The organism is Pandoraea sp. LA3 (assembly GCF_022696215.1).
Classification (GTDB): Bacteria; Pseudomonadota; Gammaproteobacteria; order Burkholderiales; family Burkholderiaceae; genus Pandoraea; species Pandoraea capi.
This window is the reverse complement of sequence record NZ_PTPY01000036.1, coordinates 420,699-436,946: the sequence shown is the minus strand read 5'-3', so window position 1 is coordinate 436,946 and position 16,248 is coordinate 420,699. Positions and strand designations below refer to the sequence as shown.

Below are 16,248 nucleotides of genomic sequence, written 5' to 3'. Positions count from 1 at the left end.
ATACGATGAGCCAAACCTGCAAGCGGCTTCACGCAGTGGACATGACCATTGTCTTTCGAACGTTCTGGACTCGGGAGGCACTTCAACGCATGGCATCGATCCACACCCAGATCAACGCCGCCACCATGACCAACCAGGAGGCCGAACAGCTCCATCGTCTGATCTGCCGGCATGCGGTCGATCCCGCCCGCACGACGGTCGGCGTGAACCGCGACGGCTATCTCGTTCTGCTCATCGGATGGAGCGCATACCGGCATCCGCATTTGTGGCGTCGTGCCCGCGATATGGCGCTCACCTCGCACCCGAACGCACCGGCGAAATGGCCCGAGTCCTCGCGTCCGGGCGTGCGCTCCATGCGCCTCGACCAGCCTTTCGTGATCGTCTGGCTGCTGCGCAACGCCACGACCTGTGTCAAGAACCGCCTGCTGCAAGGTATCAAGCGTCAGCTCGACTGGCGCGGCAATCCCGACACGTGCGCCGTCGACATCTTCGAGCGCGGACGCACGCAGGACGCACTGTGCGAACTCAAGCAGCGCATGGGCTCAGCGCAGAACGTAACCGGTCACTACAAGCTGATCACGGAACGTAGCCCGCCTTTTCTCGAGCACTACCACCGCGAGCTGTCGACGAGCCGGCAGCGCAAACTCTGGGCCGCACGACAAACGGCGTTGCATGGCCCCGATGGCACGCTGCTGCCGGCCAGCGTCATCCACGTGGACGGACAACCGCTCGCCGTGCTGTGCCAGACGCCACAGTCCGGTGCCGTCGAAGGCTTCCTCGCGCTGCTGATGCGCCTGCGCCCGGTGGTTGTCGTGCATGTCACAGCGCAATGCGAGCCGCACGGCGCCGAGCGTCACGAAGGGGCCATCCGCATGAGCCGGCGACACGTCACCACCAGTACGGCGGCCACCTTTGTGACCGATTTCAGCGTGTATTCCACATCGCTTCGCTCGTCCGAGAGCGAGGTCACATTCTCGGTGCTGCACGCGCCTTACCGGCATGCGTCGGAGGTGTCGTCCGATCGTCTGTACGTCACGCAGACCCTGCAATTCATCGAAAACGCGTTGCGCCACATGCCCCCGCCCGACGATGCCGGCGCGAAGCACAACAGCGCTCTGCCGACCGGCTGTCCCGTCATTGTGTTCGACGACCCGGAGGGCATCGCAGGGGTACTGCTGGCGGCTTTCGCCATGTCGCGCACCGCACATGAACATCTCAGCGTAGAGGAGATCATCACCGACATCAGACTCACGGGCGCGCCGCAACTCATTGGCACCAATCATCAACTGGACGTGATCGGCGCGTTTGCCGACGACCTGCGAAAGCCCTTGTTGATGCATCGATAGCGTCCGCGACGCACGGCGGACAGGGCGCCCTCTCGTCAAACACCATGCCTGCGGTGCGCCTCTGTCTCGCCACGCCTTCTCGCCCCCATCACATCACGCGCCGCCGACAGACGACGCGATTACATGAAGGAGACTTGCCATGTCGTTTCCGGTTACCGTTACTCCCACCGCCGGACACGCCGCGACGATGGCATCCCGCTGCTCGGGAGGGACGTCTCGCGCGGCATCCGCGCATGACGCTGCAACGATACCGGCACCCGCCGGGTCCGGTGAAAAATCGCCTCGCGATTCACAGACGCTGTCCCACGCGAAGCGCACGCTGGCCGTGCGGCGCGAACCCCCGCGCGCGCCGGATATCGAGCGCTACCTGCGTCGCTGGCTCACGACACCGCCATCGGTACTGATTGCGCTCGCCTCCGATGACGAGCTGCTCGCTCGCAACGCCGCTTATCCGATGCTCTCGCCCACGAGCTGCCGGTTCGGCGAGATCGGCTACGCGACCTATCTGCTCGCGCAGGGCGACTGCGGATACCACGGCACGCATCTGCGCACGTGCATCGTGTCGATCACACAGGGATGTGACGTCGTCACGTTTCCCGCCATTCAGGCGTGGGCCGACGACGGGGAGCCCATCATCCGCGCCGAAGCACTGTCGTACCTGCATCAGACCGCAGAGCGGCTCAAGATGTCGACGCCCGCACAACACATGCGTCGGCACGATTTCTATCACACCCAAATGCTGTCCCCGGCGCCGCATCCGATCGTCGTGCAATCGACACATCGTACGGCGCGACTGGGCATGTGGCTTGCGGCGACAGCCATGCTGGAGCGAAGCAGCGCGTCGCTTGAGCACGTGCTTCGCGACATCCGTATCGGCTCGACGAAGTTCGATCCGACCTTTCGTCAACATCAGGAGCTCGCCCGCCTCGCGCGCTCCCGCAATCGTCGCACTGCCGTCAAATCGGCGAATGAATCCGACGCCGACATCGGAGCCGGCACCGACACGCACGATCGCGAGATCGCTCCTTCTCCTCTTTCAAGGACCTTCCACGATGCAAGACCTGCACTCTTTTCACAACGTTGTCGGTGAACTGTTGCACCACATCGGCTTCTTTTCCTTCGAGCCGGCGCCGGATCAGGAAGTCGTAAGTCTGGATGTCGAGGACCGAATGTCGGTGCATTTCGGTGCCATCGATCACGCCTCGTGGTTCATGCTGGCCGAGTTCAATGAGATGCCGTCGACCGACTCGCTGATGGCCGCACTGTCGGCCAATCATCTGCGCGCCGATTTCCGTCAGCCGGTCTTCTCGCTGAACGACAACGGAACGCTCAATTGCTGGATGAAGATGCCGCTGGTCGGTCAGGACCGGGCGACGCTCGCCGATGCGTTCGGTGAGTTACTGGATGTCGCACAGGCGCTTCCTTCGGCAAATTGAAATCGCCTTCTCACGTATGGGAGCTTCCAATGAAAGTTCTGTCTCCGGCCACTCAGTTCGTCCCCACCACGCAGCCGATGCCACTTCCGACGAATACGAAGATCGATCAAACCCAGACCGGGGGCACCGTCAGTTACGGCGGCGCCAGCCTGTTCTTATGTCCGAGCCAATCCGCCCGGCGCAGCGATTTCATTAGCTCCGAAAATCCGCCGTCCGGGCCGGGGCCGAAGCCGTGGAACAAGTTCGTCGCACGCATACGCGCGGTTCTCGCCGGTGTGAAGGCCCCATCTTTGCCCAGGACATTGGACCGCGATACCGGTATCGCTTCAATCCCCGGGAGTTCGTATGCGGGCCGCGGCCCGGCGTTTCAAAAGCACGACAATCCGGTCGCGTCCACTTCCCCCTCCGGCGCGCCCGTCGAACAGACATTTTTTATCAATCATCGTCCGTTCGTTCCGAGCGCCATGTCGGACTGGCGCCAATTCGACTCCGACAAAGCCATCGACGACCGCTACGACCGGGCCCGTGAGGCCATCAGGGCGAGGCAGGCCCAAATAGCGATCGGCAAGCGGCCCGCGGCCGAGCCCGTGGCACCACCGGCAGCGCGCACCTCCTCACCATCGAACCCCATGTTTCATGCGAGAGACGCCGCCAACACCTCGCCCCCCCAATCTCGACCGGCACTGCTCACGCCCGCCGTAAAGCGTACGACCCCGACGGATCTCGATATCGGGATTCCAAACCCGGAACTGGTCCCGCCGCGCCCCCAGCCGAAACCCGGCGACGGCACGAACAAGACGTGACGTTCATGAAGGACGCGCAAACTCCGCGTCCTTCGTCATCGCGTCCCCTCATGCAGCGATCGCATCACGCGTCAGCGAAGGCGTCGGCGGGGGCGCTGTCGGCCGGACGTCTCGTTGCGCCGATGCCGCACCGCCTTCCGATCGACCTGCGCGCTGGCCACGCACGGACGATGTCCAGTTGCCCGACACCTTCTCTGCGTACCCGCCTTTCACGTACGCGAGCATGAACTCGGCCATCGCCTGATTGGTAAGTGACCGGTTCTGCGGCGTCGCCTCGTCAGAAAATTGCGTCGCCGCGTTGCGCAGGGTATCGAGCAAGGGACCGGTGGACGGCACCTCACGCACGATTCGCTGAAGGTCGGTTTCCAGCGTCTTTTCGGATGCGTCGGCAATCTTGAAATACATGGCATCGAGTTCCGCGCGGTGCAACGTCGAGAAATCCTGCCACCATTGCTCGCCCCCGAACCGCGGATTTGCGTAACGCATGCGCATCATCGGCGCGAGCAGATCGAGACAACTGCTGCCAATCGTCAGGTGATCGGCCGTGTTACTGTTCCATGCCAGCCCTGCGATGAACGAAACGGGCGTCGGCACCTTCCGGCTGCCCCCGAGCGTGCTCGTGATACCTCGAACAGAGTGCATGAGTGCAACGCCGTCTTCCTTGAGCTTGAAGCGCATCGAGGTCATCACCCCGGCGCTGTAGTCGAAATCGGTCGCCGCCAGTGCTTTCTGAATCTCGGAGACGCCCCACACCGTGTTGGCCCCGATGCCAGCCGCCTCGAGCGAGCCCACTACCGCGCCCGCCACGGCAACGATCCCCGACACATTGACGTTCAGGAAATGCCCGCAGTAGTGAGGATCTTCGTCTTCGGACACCTTCTCATACGTCACGGTCGCATTGACACCATTCGGAAACACAAAGGGAATGCCCGCCACACCAGCGATCTCGGCTTGCCATTTGCTCTGGCGACAGCTCAGTTCATGAACTGCCAGCGCAGGCGGCCGGAACATGCGTTCGCGTTCGTGGAACAGGTCCATGAGAATCGCTTCGACCTCCGGGTCCAGATCGCCACTGAGTTTGAGCAGCGCGAACTGTTCGAGCAGGAACCGCGCACGCGCCTCCATATCCTGAACGGCGAAACCCGACCTTCTGACCATTAACTCGGTCGTGATCTCGTTGCTCGATTGTTTGACGTGCCCACGCATCGCCTCGAGCAATGTCTCGGGGTTGTACACGAGTTGCCGGTTCGCGAGCAGCTGCCGGGCGATTTCCGGCTTCGCATCGGCAATCGAGAGAATGTCGTGCCGTGCGCGCTTGATCGTGACCAGCCGACGTCCGGCCGCGGCAAGGCTTGCCGTCACACCGAAATCGACGCCCGCCCTCGCCCGGATTTCGCCCGCCAGCGTGTCGTGGCGCTCGATGGCGCCCGTGACCGGTCCGCGTCGAACGATGTCCACGCCTTTGCCGCACAGCGCGATCAAGTCTTCTTCCAGCCAGTCGCAACTGAAATCGGCGCGCGCCCGGGTCGACTCGTACGAGGACGAGATCAGGAAGAGATCGCGAATCTTGCCGATCAGCGCGATCGGTCCCTGCTTGATCCAGGTGCTGAACTTGTGACTCTCGCTGGAAACGTAATCGGACAATGATGCATAGATTTCCGCACGCGACGACGCGCCCGACAGCGACAGTTCCGTCTCGATGAAGTCGAGCACGTCGGCATCGGCAGACAGCGTGATTTTCTTGCCCGACGCATCCACCAACCACTCCGTCGGGGTGATGCTCAGACTCGAATCGTGCGTTACGCTGGCATTGACGCCCACGCCCGGCGCCACGTCGACACCCGCCCCTACCTTAACACTGAAGGCCGTCGTGGCGCCCGGTTTCATGTTGTCCAGCCGCTGCCACAGCCCCTTGTCCAGGCGACGTTTCACGCACTCGTCGGCACTGGCCTTGAACTGCCATTTCAGGCCGCGGCTGATATTCATCGCGCGGTCGAACTGGGCGACATTGCGCCCGCCCTTGTGACGCTTCAACGCCTCTTCCAGCGAGGCGAAAAGCTGACAGGTCTTGAGCAGGTCGTCGCGCTTGGTCTTCGTACTGACCGGCCGGTTCACGAACTGTTCGACGCGCGCCTTGAGCTTGTCGTGGGCCAACCCCTTGTCGGGCAATCCCATCGCCTTGCGCGACGCCTGATATACGTCCCACAACGCGGAAACGGCCGTGCGCGTGTCCTGCTGCGACAGGGGCGCCGGCACCTTGGGCCGCCGGGTCCGGGTGACCTTGAGGTCGTCGCCATCGTTGCTCGCGAGAAAAAGACGATCGTCACTCCCGATCCGGGCGTCGGCTTCATTTTGTGAAGTCTCGACCGGCATGCTCGCCGACGTCGCGCGCGCATTGTGTGCGCCCGCAATCGATTGAATCGTTTCTGCCATAGGATTTTGTCTCCTTAAGGTGTCGGCACCGCCGCACTCCCGCCAGGGCGCTGCGAACGCTCGCCGACGTCAGTGCGAAAACATCTCACGCAAGAACATGTCGACGCAGGCTTTGATATCGCGACGCGTGCCTCGCACCTCACGCCCGTACATCAACAACACGCGCCGCGACTCGAACAACGCCGGGCTGCACATCCAGAATTCGCACACCGGCGTTCGTTCACCGAACCGCACATCCGGTAACGGTGCACCATCGACAGCGACGACCAGATGCAAATGTCCGTGAGCGTATTCGAGCAACCAGAAGGGCTCGACGCCCGGCGCTGAGCGCACCTGTACGAACGTCCCCACCGTCTCCGGGAGAGACGCATCGATCATCGAGAGAATGCTGTGGCTCATGAGGGCTTCACGGCGTGTCAATCGATTGCTTGATGCGATCCGAGACGACCAGAAACTCCCGAACCGCCGTCATGCAGGTCTCGAAACTCTCCCACGGCGCGACGTACCGATGCAGTACCAGCACACCGCGCCTCACCCCGAAGGCGAAACCCTGCCGGCAGAGCGCGAAATTCATCGACAGCGCACGTGCAGCCGCCTCGTCATCGGCGCGGGACATGCGCCGCTCGATGTGTGTGCCCGACGTCTGACGGATCACGCAGGTATCGAGATCGTGCGATTCGAAGAAAATCGTCTCCCGGCGCAGCGTCACATCGACGTGCCATCGCTCGCGCATGGTGTCGCAGATACGGCCAATCGAGAGCTGCCCCGATGCCGTAGCTGCCTCCCCTTGCGCCGGTACGGGCAGACGGGTGGCCACGTGTCTCCTAAGTGCTGCCGCCGAAATCGACCCGCCGGATCCAAAGGCTGTGTCCATGATTTCTTATAGGGTGGGGACTTTCAGGAACATGTCTTGCTTGCGGCCATGATCCCGGTCTTCTCCTGCGAGTGCATTTCATCTTTCGCCCAATGCGGAGAGATCCAGAGAAGGCACTTACGCAAATTCGTCGGGAATCGGCCTATTTGTATGGCCCTACCCCCCTGAAAAAGCGGGTTCCTCGAATAGTCTCCTCGCTTTGAGGAACATGATTTCGCCGGTGCCCCCCTCGGCGACGTTTCAGCGCACGTAGGTTTCACACGTCTTCGGCTTGTGACGGGTCAAGTCGGCAGTCGTCGTCGCTCGCGTCGAGCGGGGCTTGCTGGCAGGAGAGTCGGCACGTGAACCAGATCAGTGCGCCGCAGAACGGAAAAATCTACCTGTTCGACGATTTCTCGTTGGACGCGAACGGCATTCTCAAGCAAGGTGACCGTCAGATCAGCCTGCCGCCCAAGGAGGTGGCAGTCTTGCGTACGCTGCTCGAAGCGGCGGGCGAGAACGTCAGCAAGGACAAGTTGCTCTCGCTGGTGTGGCCCCATCAGGATGTCAGCGAGGAGTCGCTCACGCGCTGCATCTATGCGATCCGGCGCGTGCTGAGGGAGAAGAAATCGGACCGCATCGTGGAGACGGTCTACGGCACCGGCTACCGGATTCGCCGCTCGGTGGCCATCGTATCGTCGGCTACGCGAGCGGCGTCGCTATGTACGCTCGCGATCATGCCGTTCCGGCTTCCGAACTCGGCGCAGACGCTCATGCTGCACGATCGGCTCGTGACACGATTCTTCGAGTTCACCGCGTATGGCTTGCGCGTGTTACCCGCGTCGATCACGCGCAGCGTGCTCGGCTGTCACGACATCGCCCAGTTCGTCGAACGTTTCACGCCCGATTACTACATCATCGGTCACGGTATCGAAGGCGACCGGCTGCGCATCGAACTGGTCACCTCGGACGGTCATCAGCTTCTGTTCAGCGAAGATTTCGAACTGACCGACACGGCCAACACGCTTCCCCTCGAAATTCGCATCACCGATATCGTGACGAAGCACGTGCCGGGTCTATGCGCCTCCGTCCACCTCTCGCACTCCTTCGACTCGCTCGACAGCGCAACCACGTTCCTGCACGCCCGCTTCAATCTCCAGCTTCACACGCCGTCGAGTCTGCGCCAGTCGTTGCAGCTTTTTCATCAGTGCGTCGGGCACGGCGCCTCGCGAACGGCACCGTACTGCGGGCAAGCCGAGTGTTATCTCGCGCTCGCCCATCTCGGGTTGTTCGATCAGAAGGCCGCCCTGCACGGCGCGCGTGCCGCCGTCGAGGCCGCGCTCGCGCTGGCGCCGAGAGATCCTCACGCCGTCAGTCTGCTGGCGATTCTGCACAGCATGAAGTTCGAATCGAGCGTGGCGAACATTCTCTTCGACAGGGCACTGTGGTCGGCGCCGTCGAATCCTTACGTGCGCTATCACCACGCGTGGCATTGCATTCTCAAAGGGGAACTGAAGGCGGCCGAGATGGCGCTCGACATTGCGCTGGAACACGACCCCAGCTTCATCGCCGCCGCCATTCTCAAGACGTGGGCGATGTTTTACGACGGGCGCACCGACGACGCCATTGCCGTCGCCAGACAGAACCTGCAACGGCTCGGCCAGCATCACCCGGTGCTGACCAGCGCGATGGCGATCATGCTCTCGTACCAGGGGCGTCACGCCGAAGCCGAAGCGCTCGTGCGTTCGGTGCGCGAGACGGGCGACGATGCCGGACTGCTCCGGGTCAACCGCCATTACGTGGAACTCGCACGCGGTGGCGTCGCCGCGCGACGGGAGGCAGAACAATTGCTCGCCGAGATCGATCCGCGCCAGGTGCGTGCGGGGCTGTTACCGCTGATTCTGCACACGCATGGGCTGCCGCCTGCCCGTGAAGCGTGGCGACGCATGCGCACGGACTGGTATCCATGGCAACGGCTCTACCGTCACGACCCGCGTCTGGAAACGTTGTTCTCCCTTTGAGCGCTCATGAAAAAACCCCGCCTGAGTCGGCGGGGTTGGCGGGTTGGCGGGATCAAGTGGCTCACGGGTCTTGCGCCAGCGTAACGTCAACTATTGCAGCATGTGTGGCGTGGATACCGCAGACGCGGGGGCTTCCGGGAATAGCCCGAGTCCCGCCAGCATGGCCGCCACGAGCGGGTTGCGCCGAATCTCCTCGGCGGGTTCCGAGTCGCGCAAGACGAGTTGCGACGCAAACCCCCGCAATGCCTCGCGCTGCGGGTGATCAACGAGCAGCGTGATCAGAAAGCCGAAGGTATCGCTTAACGATCTTGCTTCTCCTCTGGCAAAGCACTCGAGAATCGCCCGTTGCCGCATGGCGCCTTGCGGTAACACAGCATCGCGCATGGCATTGCACTGTCGACGTAACGCAATGTCTTCGAGTAGCGACGGATCGAAGGCATCGCGCACGGCCATCATCAATGCCACACCGAGCGCGCCGGCGTCGCCGGTGCTCAACAACCCGGACAGATACGCCTGCGACGGCAGATTGCGCAATGGCCCGGGTCGAAACCGGGCGCAAGGCAACAGCTCCGGTGTCAGAATCGGCGCCGCGCGCGAACGCGCGGCGTCGAGAAGAAAGCCATCCGTGCGCATTACCGACTGAATCCCTTGAAGGTCTCGGCCATCGACAGGATGGAACCACTGAGCAGTTTGACGAGACTCTCGTTAGTGGCATTGGCTGTCGTGAAGCGCTGCGACATCGACTGCGTCGCCGTCTTCACGAGATTCTCGTGACCCGTAAAGCCCGTGCGCCAGATTTCAAGTTGCTGCGTGGTCATCTTGCTCTTGCCGTTCTTGTCGCCCTTCGGCAACGATTCGATCATCTTCGTGATCGGCGTCGTATCGATCACGACCACATATTTGCCGCTGCCTGGCGGTTGCTCCACCACGCTGCTTTTGGGCAAGCCGAGGTCCTTTGCCCATTTCTCGGCATCTTCCTTGCTGCCGCCTTCGATGTCGCCCTTACCTTCCTTATCCTGCTTCGGCCAAAGCACTGCATCCTTGCTCGGCAAGGCGTATTTCTCGAGAAGCTTTTGCAGTTCGTCCTTGAGCGCCCCCACGTCCAGCTCGACGTTCTTGCCATCGTCTTTGGACGTGATCCACGACGAGAGCTTCGCCACGATGTCGGTGAGCGCCTTGCCGAAATCGAGATAGTTCTTCGCGGCGTCGCCGAAGATGTTGAGGAAGTTCTCCTTCACGTCGGCGATCAGCTTGACGATGATCTCCCAGATCTCACCATCGGTCAGCGGCTTCTTGCCGTCTTCCGGGCTGTCTTCTTCATCGGTGCCGTTCACATCGGGCGTGTTGTCGATGCCCGGCGGCGGCGCATTGTTCACACTGGGCTTCTGCGGATCCTTACCGTCAATCCCATCGATGCCATCAATCGCGTCGGGTTCGTCTTTGCCGCCGGGTTTGTCGGGCGTCTTGCCCAGCAGCCCTTCCCGGAGTTCCCGAGGCATCGGCACGTCGCTGCGTGCCAACGCGTTGGCGCGGCTCACGAGGTCGTGCTCCGCGACCGCCACGTCGTCACGCGACGCGTCGCTCAGATCCTGCGCGAACTTCCCTCTGAGTTCCAGCAACTTGCCAGCGGCCTGTATGACACCGGCGACCCGTTGCGCGTCGATCGTCGGATCGTCGCCCGGCTGTTTGCCGGATCCGACGTTCTCTTCGACCTCCTCGGATACGGGCGCCACGTCGCTCACGTTGTTAAGCAGATACCAGGGGATCTGGTTCTCTTCACCGATTCTCGTCATCGATTCGTCCTTTGGAGTGTCGCGGGCATCAGCCGCGCAGGTTTCCGGCAATGGCGGCGGCCGAACTGACCTTCGCCTGATTGACGTTCTCGAGCGCACGCAGCATCTCGACAATCAGGGTGTTGTCCTTGTTCGCCTGATCCTGAAGGTTGTTGACGCCATCTTTGGTCAGTTGCGCGCCGCTGTCGGAGAGCTTCTGATCCTGCTGAGCGAGCGCCGACGCGTACTGTGCCGTGCCGTTGACTAGCCCGCCGGTTGGGGCTGCGAGCATGGTGAACGCCGCGCCCTGAGTACTCTTGCGTCGACCCAACAGGTTCATTTCCTCAGCACTCGGGCCGTCCGCCGACGTGGCGGGCGTGGTGTCCGGCGTCGGTTCTTGCGACGTCGGGGGCGGCGGCGCATCCGGCGTGTCGTCGGCAGCATCCGTACGCGGCGGCGGTGGCGCATCGTCCGGAGCCTGAGCGTTGACGTTACTGCGCGGCGCATCCGGCGCCGGCCCTTCCGGGGTATTGGCCACGGTCGGCGTGGGCGGGGCCTCCGGCTTCGGCGTCTGCATCTTCAATGCCTGCCGCTCGGTGGAAATACCCTTCATGCTCTGGAACGCTCCCGCACCCGCCATCGCCCCCTGCAAGACACCCGCGGAGATACCGCCCATCATTTGCGCCATGCCCTGCTCCTTAAGTGCATTGGCCGTGGCGATGACGGACTGCGTGTTGACCTGCGCGATGGTGTTGCGCATTTTCAGCGAGTTCTCGTAAGCCTTCTGGAAGAACGCGTAGAACTGCGACAGCAACATCGCATCCTCGGAGATCAGACTGCCCCCGCGAGGCGAGGGCTTGTCCTTCGTTCCCGGCATGTCGCTGCCCTGCTCCTTGAGCCAGTCAGTCGCGTCCTTGCGGTTGGCATCCGGCGGCGGGTTCATGAGCGACGGCCGCTGCGCGTCGTCGTCGTCGTCGACCTCGGCATCCGGGCTGAAGACGTTATAGAGAAGGGCCGGCGAGCGTTGCGGATCTTTCGGGGAGTTCAGGGTTTCCGGCGCCACCGCGACCGGCTGATGACGGACTTCGAGAATGTTCATGATTGGCTCCTTACATTCAAGCGCGTACGTTGTTCATCACAAAGCGTTGCGTCTCCTGCTGGACCCGGCCAGCATCGGACATCTGGGAAATGAGTTGCGAGACGATGTTCTGCGCGGCCGCGAACCGGTCGGACGACTGCTTCACCGAGTCCGTGAGCTTGTCGAGCGAGTCCTGCGAGACCATCATGTCGGCGATCGTGTCGGTCGCCCGCTTCTCGTAGGTCCCCGTCACCACGCTGCCGGCGGCCTGCGTTCCCGCCAGTCCGAGCTCACCTGCGGCCAGAAACTGGCGCAGCGTGTTGGCCAGCATCTGTGCGTTGCCTTCCTTGACGCCCACGCGCGCCATTGCCGAGGCCAGCCCCTGGGATAGCATTCGCGCGCCTGCCGAGCCGGCCTCGCGCAGGAGTTCAGGCACCATCTTTTTCACGACATCGCCCACGAGCGTGCCGAGCGCCTTGCCCATCTGCGTGGCCGCTGCCGCCCCGCCTGCCACTACGGCGACTGCCACGGCGGCAATCACGGCCACGGCGGCCACCACGACACCGATGATGTTGCCGACCAGTTCCGCCGTATCTTTCGCGACACCCAGTTCTTCGAGCATCGAGCCGACGAACTTGCCGATCTGCTCGGCCAGCGGTTGTACGACGTGGGTCATCAACGGTTTGAGCGCTTCGCCGACCAGCGAAAAGCCGGTGGTGGCGCCCATGATCGAATCGGCCATCAGCCCCACGCCGATGACCGTCATCGTGGTGCTCAGCCCGCCGGTGAACACCGCACCGACCACGCCCACGACTGCCAGTACGGCACCGAAGATCTTGCCGAAGATGCCGAAGATCCGGTTCATCTTTTCGGCCTTCCTGACCTGCGCCTCGTATTCCTCGTTCTTCTTGACGAGGTCGGCTTCACGAGCCTGACGCAGCGTCTCGAAGAACTTCATGTCTTCCTGAATCGCGTCGTTCGCGCTGTCGCCCAGCAATTTCGCGAGTTGGGCCATCAGGTAGACAAGCTGGTTCATGTTCTCCTGTTGCTTGTCGTTGGCGACGTTGTTGTTGATACCGCCGAGTGACGGATTGCCGAGAAATTTGCCCAGCAGGTCGTCGGCCTTTTTCACCGCGTCTTTTGCGACGTCGTTGGCCTTGATGGCGTCTTGTCTGGCGCTATCGAGCTTGCCCTCGGCAACGTCGTATGCAGACTTCGCTGCGTCGAAGGCCCGCTTCGCGGCGTCGTATTCGGGCGTGCCGGGGGTGGCGGCATCGAGTGCGGCTTTGGCAGCCTCGAGATTGCGCTTCGCCTGATCCAGCGCCTGCTTCGCGCTGGTGAGGGCTTCGAGTGCGGACTCGTACGCGGCGAGGGCATCCGCCGCATCGGCCGCCGCCTTGTCGAACTCCGCCTGACTTTGCTCGGCAAGCGCCTGCTGCGCCGCCGCTTCCACCTCCAGTTGCTTCAGCCGGGTCTGAAGGTCGCCCAGCGACGCGTCGCGGAACAACTGCGTCAACTGGCTGAGCAGATAGGTCAGATTCGCACGTGAATCGTTCGGCGGGGGCTTCAGGTCGGGCGCACCGGCGTTGTTCTCGGAGGGCGCATTCTGCTTTGACGTCATGTCGTCGATGATCTTCTTGACGACCGTGTTCATGTCGAACGGCAAGGCGGGCGGCGTCTTGTCCATGGCGTCGGGACCACCGGCATCCGGCTCGACATCGGGACCCAGAATGGACGACGGGATGCTGGCTGGGGAAATCGCGATACTCATGCGGCCTCCTTGTCGCCGGGGGTCTTCTCTTCGGCTTCTGCACCGATCGCGTCGAGATACGCCTTGGCCTTGGTGCGCAGATCGGCATCGCAACTGCTCTCGCACACGAGTCCGAAGCATTCGCGCGCGAGTGCGCGGTTGCGCATCATCATCTGACATTGGCCCGCGTAGAACACGGGTCGGTAGTCGTTCTTTCCGACGGCGAACGCCATCGCATAGAGATCGACGGCCTTCTGATACTCCTCCTTCAGTTGGCACACGGCTGCGAGGCCGACGATGTATTCGGGGTTGTAGAAGTCGTAGATGCAGAGGAAGCGAAAGAAGGCTTCTGCCTGCGTCAGCTGACCGTTGCTGTAGAAGTCGTAGGCGTGTGCGTAGAGGCCGTCCATGGTTTCGCTCGGAATCCCATGAATGTCCTTCAGACTGGCGCCGGCGACGACGGCATTCCAGATCGCGCTTGTGACGCGACCCTCGTCCGTATCCGTTTGCATTGCCGCTTGTGTCATCGAATTACCTCCTTCCGATACCCGAAAACGGGTCAATCTTCTGTCTGCCAGTCGAGTGACTGGAATAAATGCGAGCCGGGACACAGGTCCCCGGCGGCGCCCCGCCGACGAGCGACCCCAGAATGCGCGGGGTTCACGACGTCCGCTCTGGCCGCTCTCGCTGCCGTGACCGACATAGCCACCGTGAACACCATGACCGGCACGACCACTGCGGGCATTCGGCAGGCGAGCCGTCGATGCCTCCTGGGAGACGGCGGAGGGTGCGTGGGAAACGACAGCGGATGCGGCGTGAGTACAGGCGGGCAGCGCTGCCAGAAACAGAATCCACGGCTCCACCACAGTCGCCCGGATCCATCGATAGTCGTCGTCGGCCTGCGCAGCGGCCTCGCGCGCTTCGGCGAGTGCCACGTGGCGCTTCTGGCTGGCACGCGCGTACTGCGGGTCTCGCGGCGAGAGAATGTCGAGCACCAGTTGAATCTCGGCGACGACCAGATCGGCCTGCATCGCCCGCTCCTGACTGCGCCCGAACGCTGTCCGGGCGCGCCCATGTGCTGCGACCGCACGGCGCGCAGCGTCACTCAGACTTGCCCGGATCGAGACCTCATCGGCACATATCGATGCGTGCGCGAGCCGGCCCGGCGGTATGACTGTCGAGACGCCCGCTAACGCCGCGTCGGGAAACAGCTCATGTTCGGCTGGCAACACCGTGCCATCGGCCCGAAGCTTTTCGCGAAGGCCGACGAAGGCTTCGCGCGCCATCGTGCGCAGGCATGCCGTTGCGGGTACCTCGCTGTGCTCGTGGGTCTCGCTCCGATACGTCAATGCACCCACGTCGTGCGACCGCCAGAGGTCACGCATGTCCCGATGTACCATCGCTCCTCCTGGTGGTCTGTGTTCATGAAGGCCGGGGCTACCTCGCGTCGCTTGTCGCCATCGCTGGCATCCCGTAACTAGCATTTAAGCAATGCACTCTTTGGGAGACTTCCAAAAAGTGTTCTATAGAACGCCGTCTCCATCATGGAATTTCATCGCCATCGGCCCCTGTGATTCATGAGGGGGCCGACAGGGCTGGGCGGCCCACCAGCCGGGGCTTCATCCTCGCTCACGGCGTCGCGCGCCGAAGACCCTGCGGAATGGGGCAATTCCTTGCTCGCGTCTTCCGCTTCTTCAGCTTTTTCCTCAATTTCGCTCTCGTCGTGCATCCCTGCCCGTTCGACGTCTTCCAGCCAGACGAGCAGTCGCATGATGGCGTCGATCTCCTCGATGGAGGCGAAGGTGTAGCGCCGGTGTGTGCGGTACAGGCGCCGCGCGAGGGCGACGTCGCCGATGACCGGCACGCCCTGCGACTCGGCGTAGCGACGCACGGCGAGCGCCCGCGCATTCGTCTCCATCACCGAGATGAAGGGCAGCGGGACGATGTCGGGCCGGAAGTAGATGCCCACGGCGATGTGCGTCGGGTTGGCGATGATCAGCCGCGAATCCCGGACGTCGGACTTCACCGCCTCCGAAAGCAACTCGGAGTGCAGCGTGCGACGCTTCTGCTTGATCTCCGGGTTGCCGTCCGAGTCCTTTTGCTCCCGCTTCACTTCGTGCCGCTCCATGCGCTGCTCGCGCATGAACAGCCAGAACTCCACCATCGCATCGAGCACGGCGATCGGCACGACACACACCAGCGCGATCCACACCAGCTTCATCACGAGTTCCACCCACGCCGCCCCCACGCCTGCCGGACTCATGTGAATCTGTGCGAACAGCAGTCCTTTCGCGCTGCTCCATAACGCCACCGCGATCGCGCCGAAGCTGAGCAGGTAGAGGACCGATTTGATCGCGTCCTTGAGCGTTCGCATGCTGAAGATGCGCTTCGCGCCCTGCATCGGATTCACCGCCCCCAGATTGAGCTTGAGCGCCTGCCCCGCCCAGACGAAACCGGTCTGGAGCAACGTGGGCAGTACCGCTGCCACGATGCACACGAGCAGCACGGGCAGGAACGCTTCGAGTCCGTGCCTGAACAGCCTGACGGCAAAGGCCTGCGGATTGGCGAACTGACCGTCGGCGAGCACCTGACGGTATTCCTGCATCAACCAGATCAGCGGATCGGTCGAGAACACGTAGATCAGACCGACGAACACGAGCGTGACCATCGTCAGCTCTTTGCTCTTGAACGATTGCCCTTTCTTCGCTGCGTCGCGAAGCCGCTTCTGTGTCGGCTTCTCTGTCTTCTCACCCATG

14 protein-coding genes are annotated in these 16,248 nt (G+C 62.6%); 5 read left to right on the top strand and 9 right to left on the bottom strand.

Features of this window, described 5'->3' with window-relative positions; all coding sequences use genetic code 11:
* Positions 1 to 89 precede the first annotated feature (89 nt).
* The 4 genes from C5N93_RS20380 to C5N93_RS20365 all read left to right on the top strand — a co-directional run bounded on the left by C5N93_RS20380 (position 90) and on the right by C5N93_RS20365 (position 3,585).
* Entirely contained in the window at positions 90 to 1,346 is a 1,257-nt protein-coding gene (locus tag C5N93_RS20380) for a hypothetical protein (protein WP_242560685.1), read from the top strand.
* Positions 1,347 to 1,485: 139 nt separating this feature from the next.
* A complete protein-coding gene (locus tag C5N93_RS20375) occupies positions 1,486 to 2,436 on the top strand; it encodes a hypothetical protein (RefSeq protein WP_242560684.1) in 951 nt (316 codons plus the stop codon).
* On the top strand, positions 2,399 to 2,782 hold the full coding sequence (locus C5N93_RS20370; RefSeq protein ID WP_174980907.1) for a type III secretion system chaperone: 384 nt from the start codon (positions 2,399 to 2,401) through the stop codon (positions 2,780 to 2,782). Before C5N93_RS20375 ends, C5N93_RS20370 begins: the two co-directional genes overlap by 38 nt.
* Positions 2,783 to 2,811: 29 nt before the next feature.
* A complete protein-coding gene (locus C5N93_RS20365; RefSeq protein ID WP_242560683.1) occupies positions 2,812 to 3,585 on the top strand; it encodes a hypothetical protein in 774 nt (257 codons plus the stop codon).
* A gap of 48 nt (positions 3,586 to 3,633) precedes the next feature.
* Here C5N93_RS20365 and C5N93_RS20360 read toward each other — a convergent pair whose 3' ends face one another.
* From C5N93_RS20360 to C5N93_RS20350, 3 genes are all read right to left on the bottom strand, one after another.
* The gene (locus C5N93_RS20360; protein WP_242560682.1) at positions 3,634 to 6,018 is read right to left on the bottom strand and encodes a hypothetical protein; all 2,385 of its coding nucleotides are present in this window, start codon (positions 6,016 to 6,018) and stop codon (positions 3,634 to 3,636) included.
* A gap of 69 nt (positions 6,019 to 6,087) precedes the next feature.
* Positions 6,088 to 6,417: a hypothetical protein gene (locus tag C5N93_RS20355; protein ID WP_242560681.1), complete on the bottom strand. Its 330-nt coding sequence runs from the start codon at positions 6,415 to 6,417 to the stop codon at positions 6,088 to 6,090.
* Between the two features lie 7 nt (positions 6,418 to 6,424).
* The gene (locus tag C5N93_RS20350; protein ID WP_242560680.1) at positions 6,425 to 6,835 is read right to left on the bottom strand and encodes a hypothetical protein; all 411 of its coding nucleotides are present in this window, start codon (positions 6,833 to 6,835) and stop codon (positions 6,425 to 6,427) included.
* A gap of 398 nt (positions 6,836 to 7,233) precedes the next feature.
* Here C5N93_RS20350 and C5N93_RS20345 point away from each other — a divergent pair, with 398 nt between their 5' ends.
* Positions 7,234 to 8,892, top strand: coding sequence for a winged helix-turn-helix domain-containing protein (locus C5N93_RS20345; protein WP_242560679.1), 1,659 nt, complete (start codon positions 7,234 to 7,236; stop codon positions 8,890 to 8,892).
* 90 nt (positions 8,893 to 8,982) lie between these two features.
* Here the strand turns inward: C5N93_RS20345 and C5N93_RS20340 are convergent, their stop codons facing one another.
* The 6 genes from C5N93_RS20340 to C5N93_RS20315 all read right to left on the bottom strand — a co-directional run bounded on the left by C5N93_RS20340 (position 8,983) and on the right by C5N93_RS20315 (position 16,247).
* The gene (locus tag C5N93_RS20340; RefSeq protein ID WP_242560678.1) at positions 8,983 to 9,525 is read right to left on the bottom strand and encodes a hypothetical protein; all 543 of its coding nucleotides are present in this window, start codon (positions 9,523 to 9,525) and stop codon (positions 8,983 to 8,985) included.
* Positions 9,525 to 10,685: an IpaD/SipD/SspD family type III secretion system needle tip protein gene (locus C5N93_RS20335; protein ID WP_242560677.1), complete on the bottom strand. Its 1,161-nt coding sequence runs from the start codon at positions 10,683 to 10,685 to the stop codon at positions 9,525 to 9,527. Before C5N93_RS20335 ends, C5N93_RS20340 begins: the two co-directional genes overlap by 1 nt.
* Before the next feature lie 28 nt (positions 10,686 to 10,713).
* Complete coding sequence (locus C5N93_RS20330; protein WP_242560676.1) at positions 10,714 to 11,763, bottom strand: IpaC/SipC family type III secretion system effector; 1,050 nt, start codon at positions 11,761 to 11,763, stop codon at positions 10,714 to 10,716.
* Positions 11,764 to 11,779: 16 nt separating this feature from the next.
* Entirely contained in the window at positions 11,780 to 13,513 is a 1,734-nt protein-coding gene (sctE, locus tag C5N93_RS20325; RefSeq protein ID WP_242560675.1) for a type III secretion system translocon subunit SctE, read from the bottom strand.
* The gene (sicA, locus tag C5N93_RS28375) at positions 13,510 to 14,892 is read right to left on the bottom strand and encodes a type III secretion system translocator chaperone SicA (protein ID WP_277990382.1); all 1,383 of its coding nucleotides are present in this window, start codon (positions 14,890 to 14,892) and stop codon (positions 13,510 to 13,512) included. Before sicA ends, sctE begins: the two co-directional genes overlap by 4 nt.
* A 152-nt stretch (positions 14,893 to 15,044) precedes the next feature.
* Positions 15,045 to 16,247 carry an EscU/YscU/HrcU family type III secretion system export apparatus switch protein gene (locus C5N93_RS20315; RefSeq protein ID WP_242560674.1) on the bottom strand — a complete coding sequence of 401 codons (1,203 nt, stop codon included), beginning with the start codon at positions 16,245 to 16,247 and terminating at the stop codon, positions 15,045 to 15,047.
* Position 16,248: the final 1 nt, after the last annotated feature.

Excerpts from the sequence above, each read along its gene's own strand:
- C5N93_RS20380 (WP_242560685.1), top strand. The coding sequence starts at position 90 with ATGGCATCGATCCACACCCAGATCAACGCCGCCACCATGACCAACCAG.
- C5N93_RS20375 (WP_242560684.1), top strand. The coding sequence starts at position 1,486 with ATGTCGTTTCCGGTTACCGTTACTCCCACCGCCGGACACGCCGCGACG.
- C5N93_RS20370 (WP_174980907.1), top strand. The coding sequence starts at position 2,399 with ATGCAAGACCTGCACTCTTTTCACAACGTTGTCGGTGAACTGTTGCAC.
- C5N93_RS20365 (WP_242560683.1), top strand. The coding sequence starts at position 2,812 with ATGAAAGTTCTGTCTCCGGCCACTCAGTTCGTCCCCACCACGCAGCCG.
- C5N93_RS20360 (WP_242560682.1), bottom strand. The coding sequence starts at position 6,018 with ATGGCAGAAACGATTCAATCGATTGCGGGCGCACACAATGCGCGCGCG.
- C5N93_RS20355 (WP_242560681.1), bottom strand. The coding sequence starts at position 6,417 with ATGAGCCACAGCATTCTCTCGATGATCGATGCGTCTCTCCCGGAGACG.
- C5N93_RS20340 (WP_242560678.1), bottom strand. The coding sequence starts at position 9,525 with ATGCGCACGGATGGCTTTCTTCTCGACGCCGCGCGTTCGCGCGCGGCG.
- C5N93_RS20335 (WP_242560677.1), bottom strand. The coding sequence starts at position 10,685 with ATGACGAGAATCGGTGAAGAGAACCAGATCCCCTGGTATCTGCTTAAC.
- C5N93_RS20330 (WP_242560676.1), bottom strand. The coding sequence starts at position 11,763 with ATGAACATTCTCGAAGTCCGTCATCAGCCGGTCGCGGTGGCGCCGGAA.
- sctE (WP_242560675.1), bottom strand. The coding sequence starts at position 13,513 with ATGAGTATCGCGATTTCCCCAGCCAGCATCCCGTCGTCCATTCTGGGT.
- sicA (WP_277990382.1), bottom strand. The coding sequence starts at position 14,892 with ATGGTACATCGGGACATGCGTGACCTCTGGCGGTCGCACGACGTGGGT.
- C5N93_RS20315 (WP_242560674.1), bottom strand. The coding sequence starts at position 16,247 with ATGGGTGAGAAGACAGAGAAGCCGACACAGAAGCGGCTTCGCGACGCA.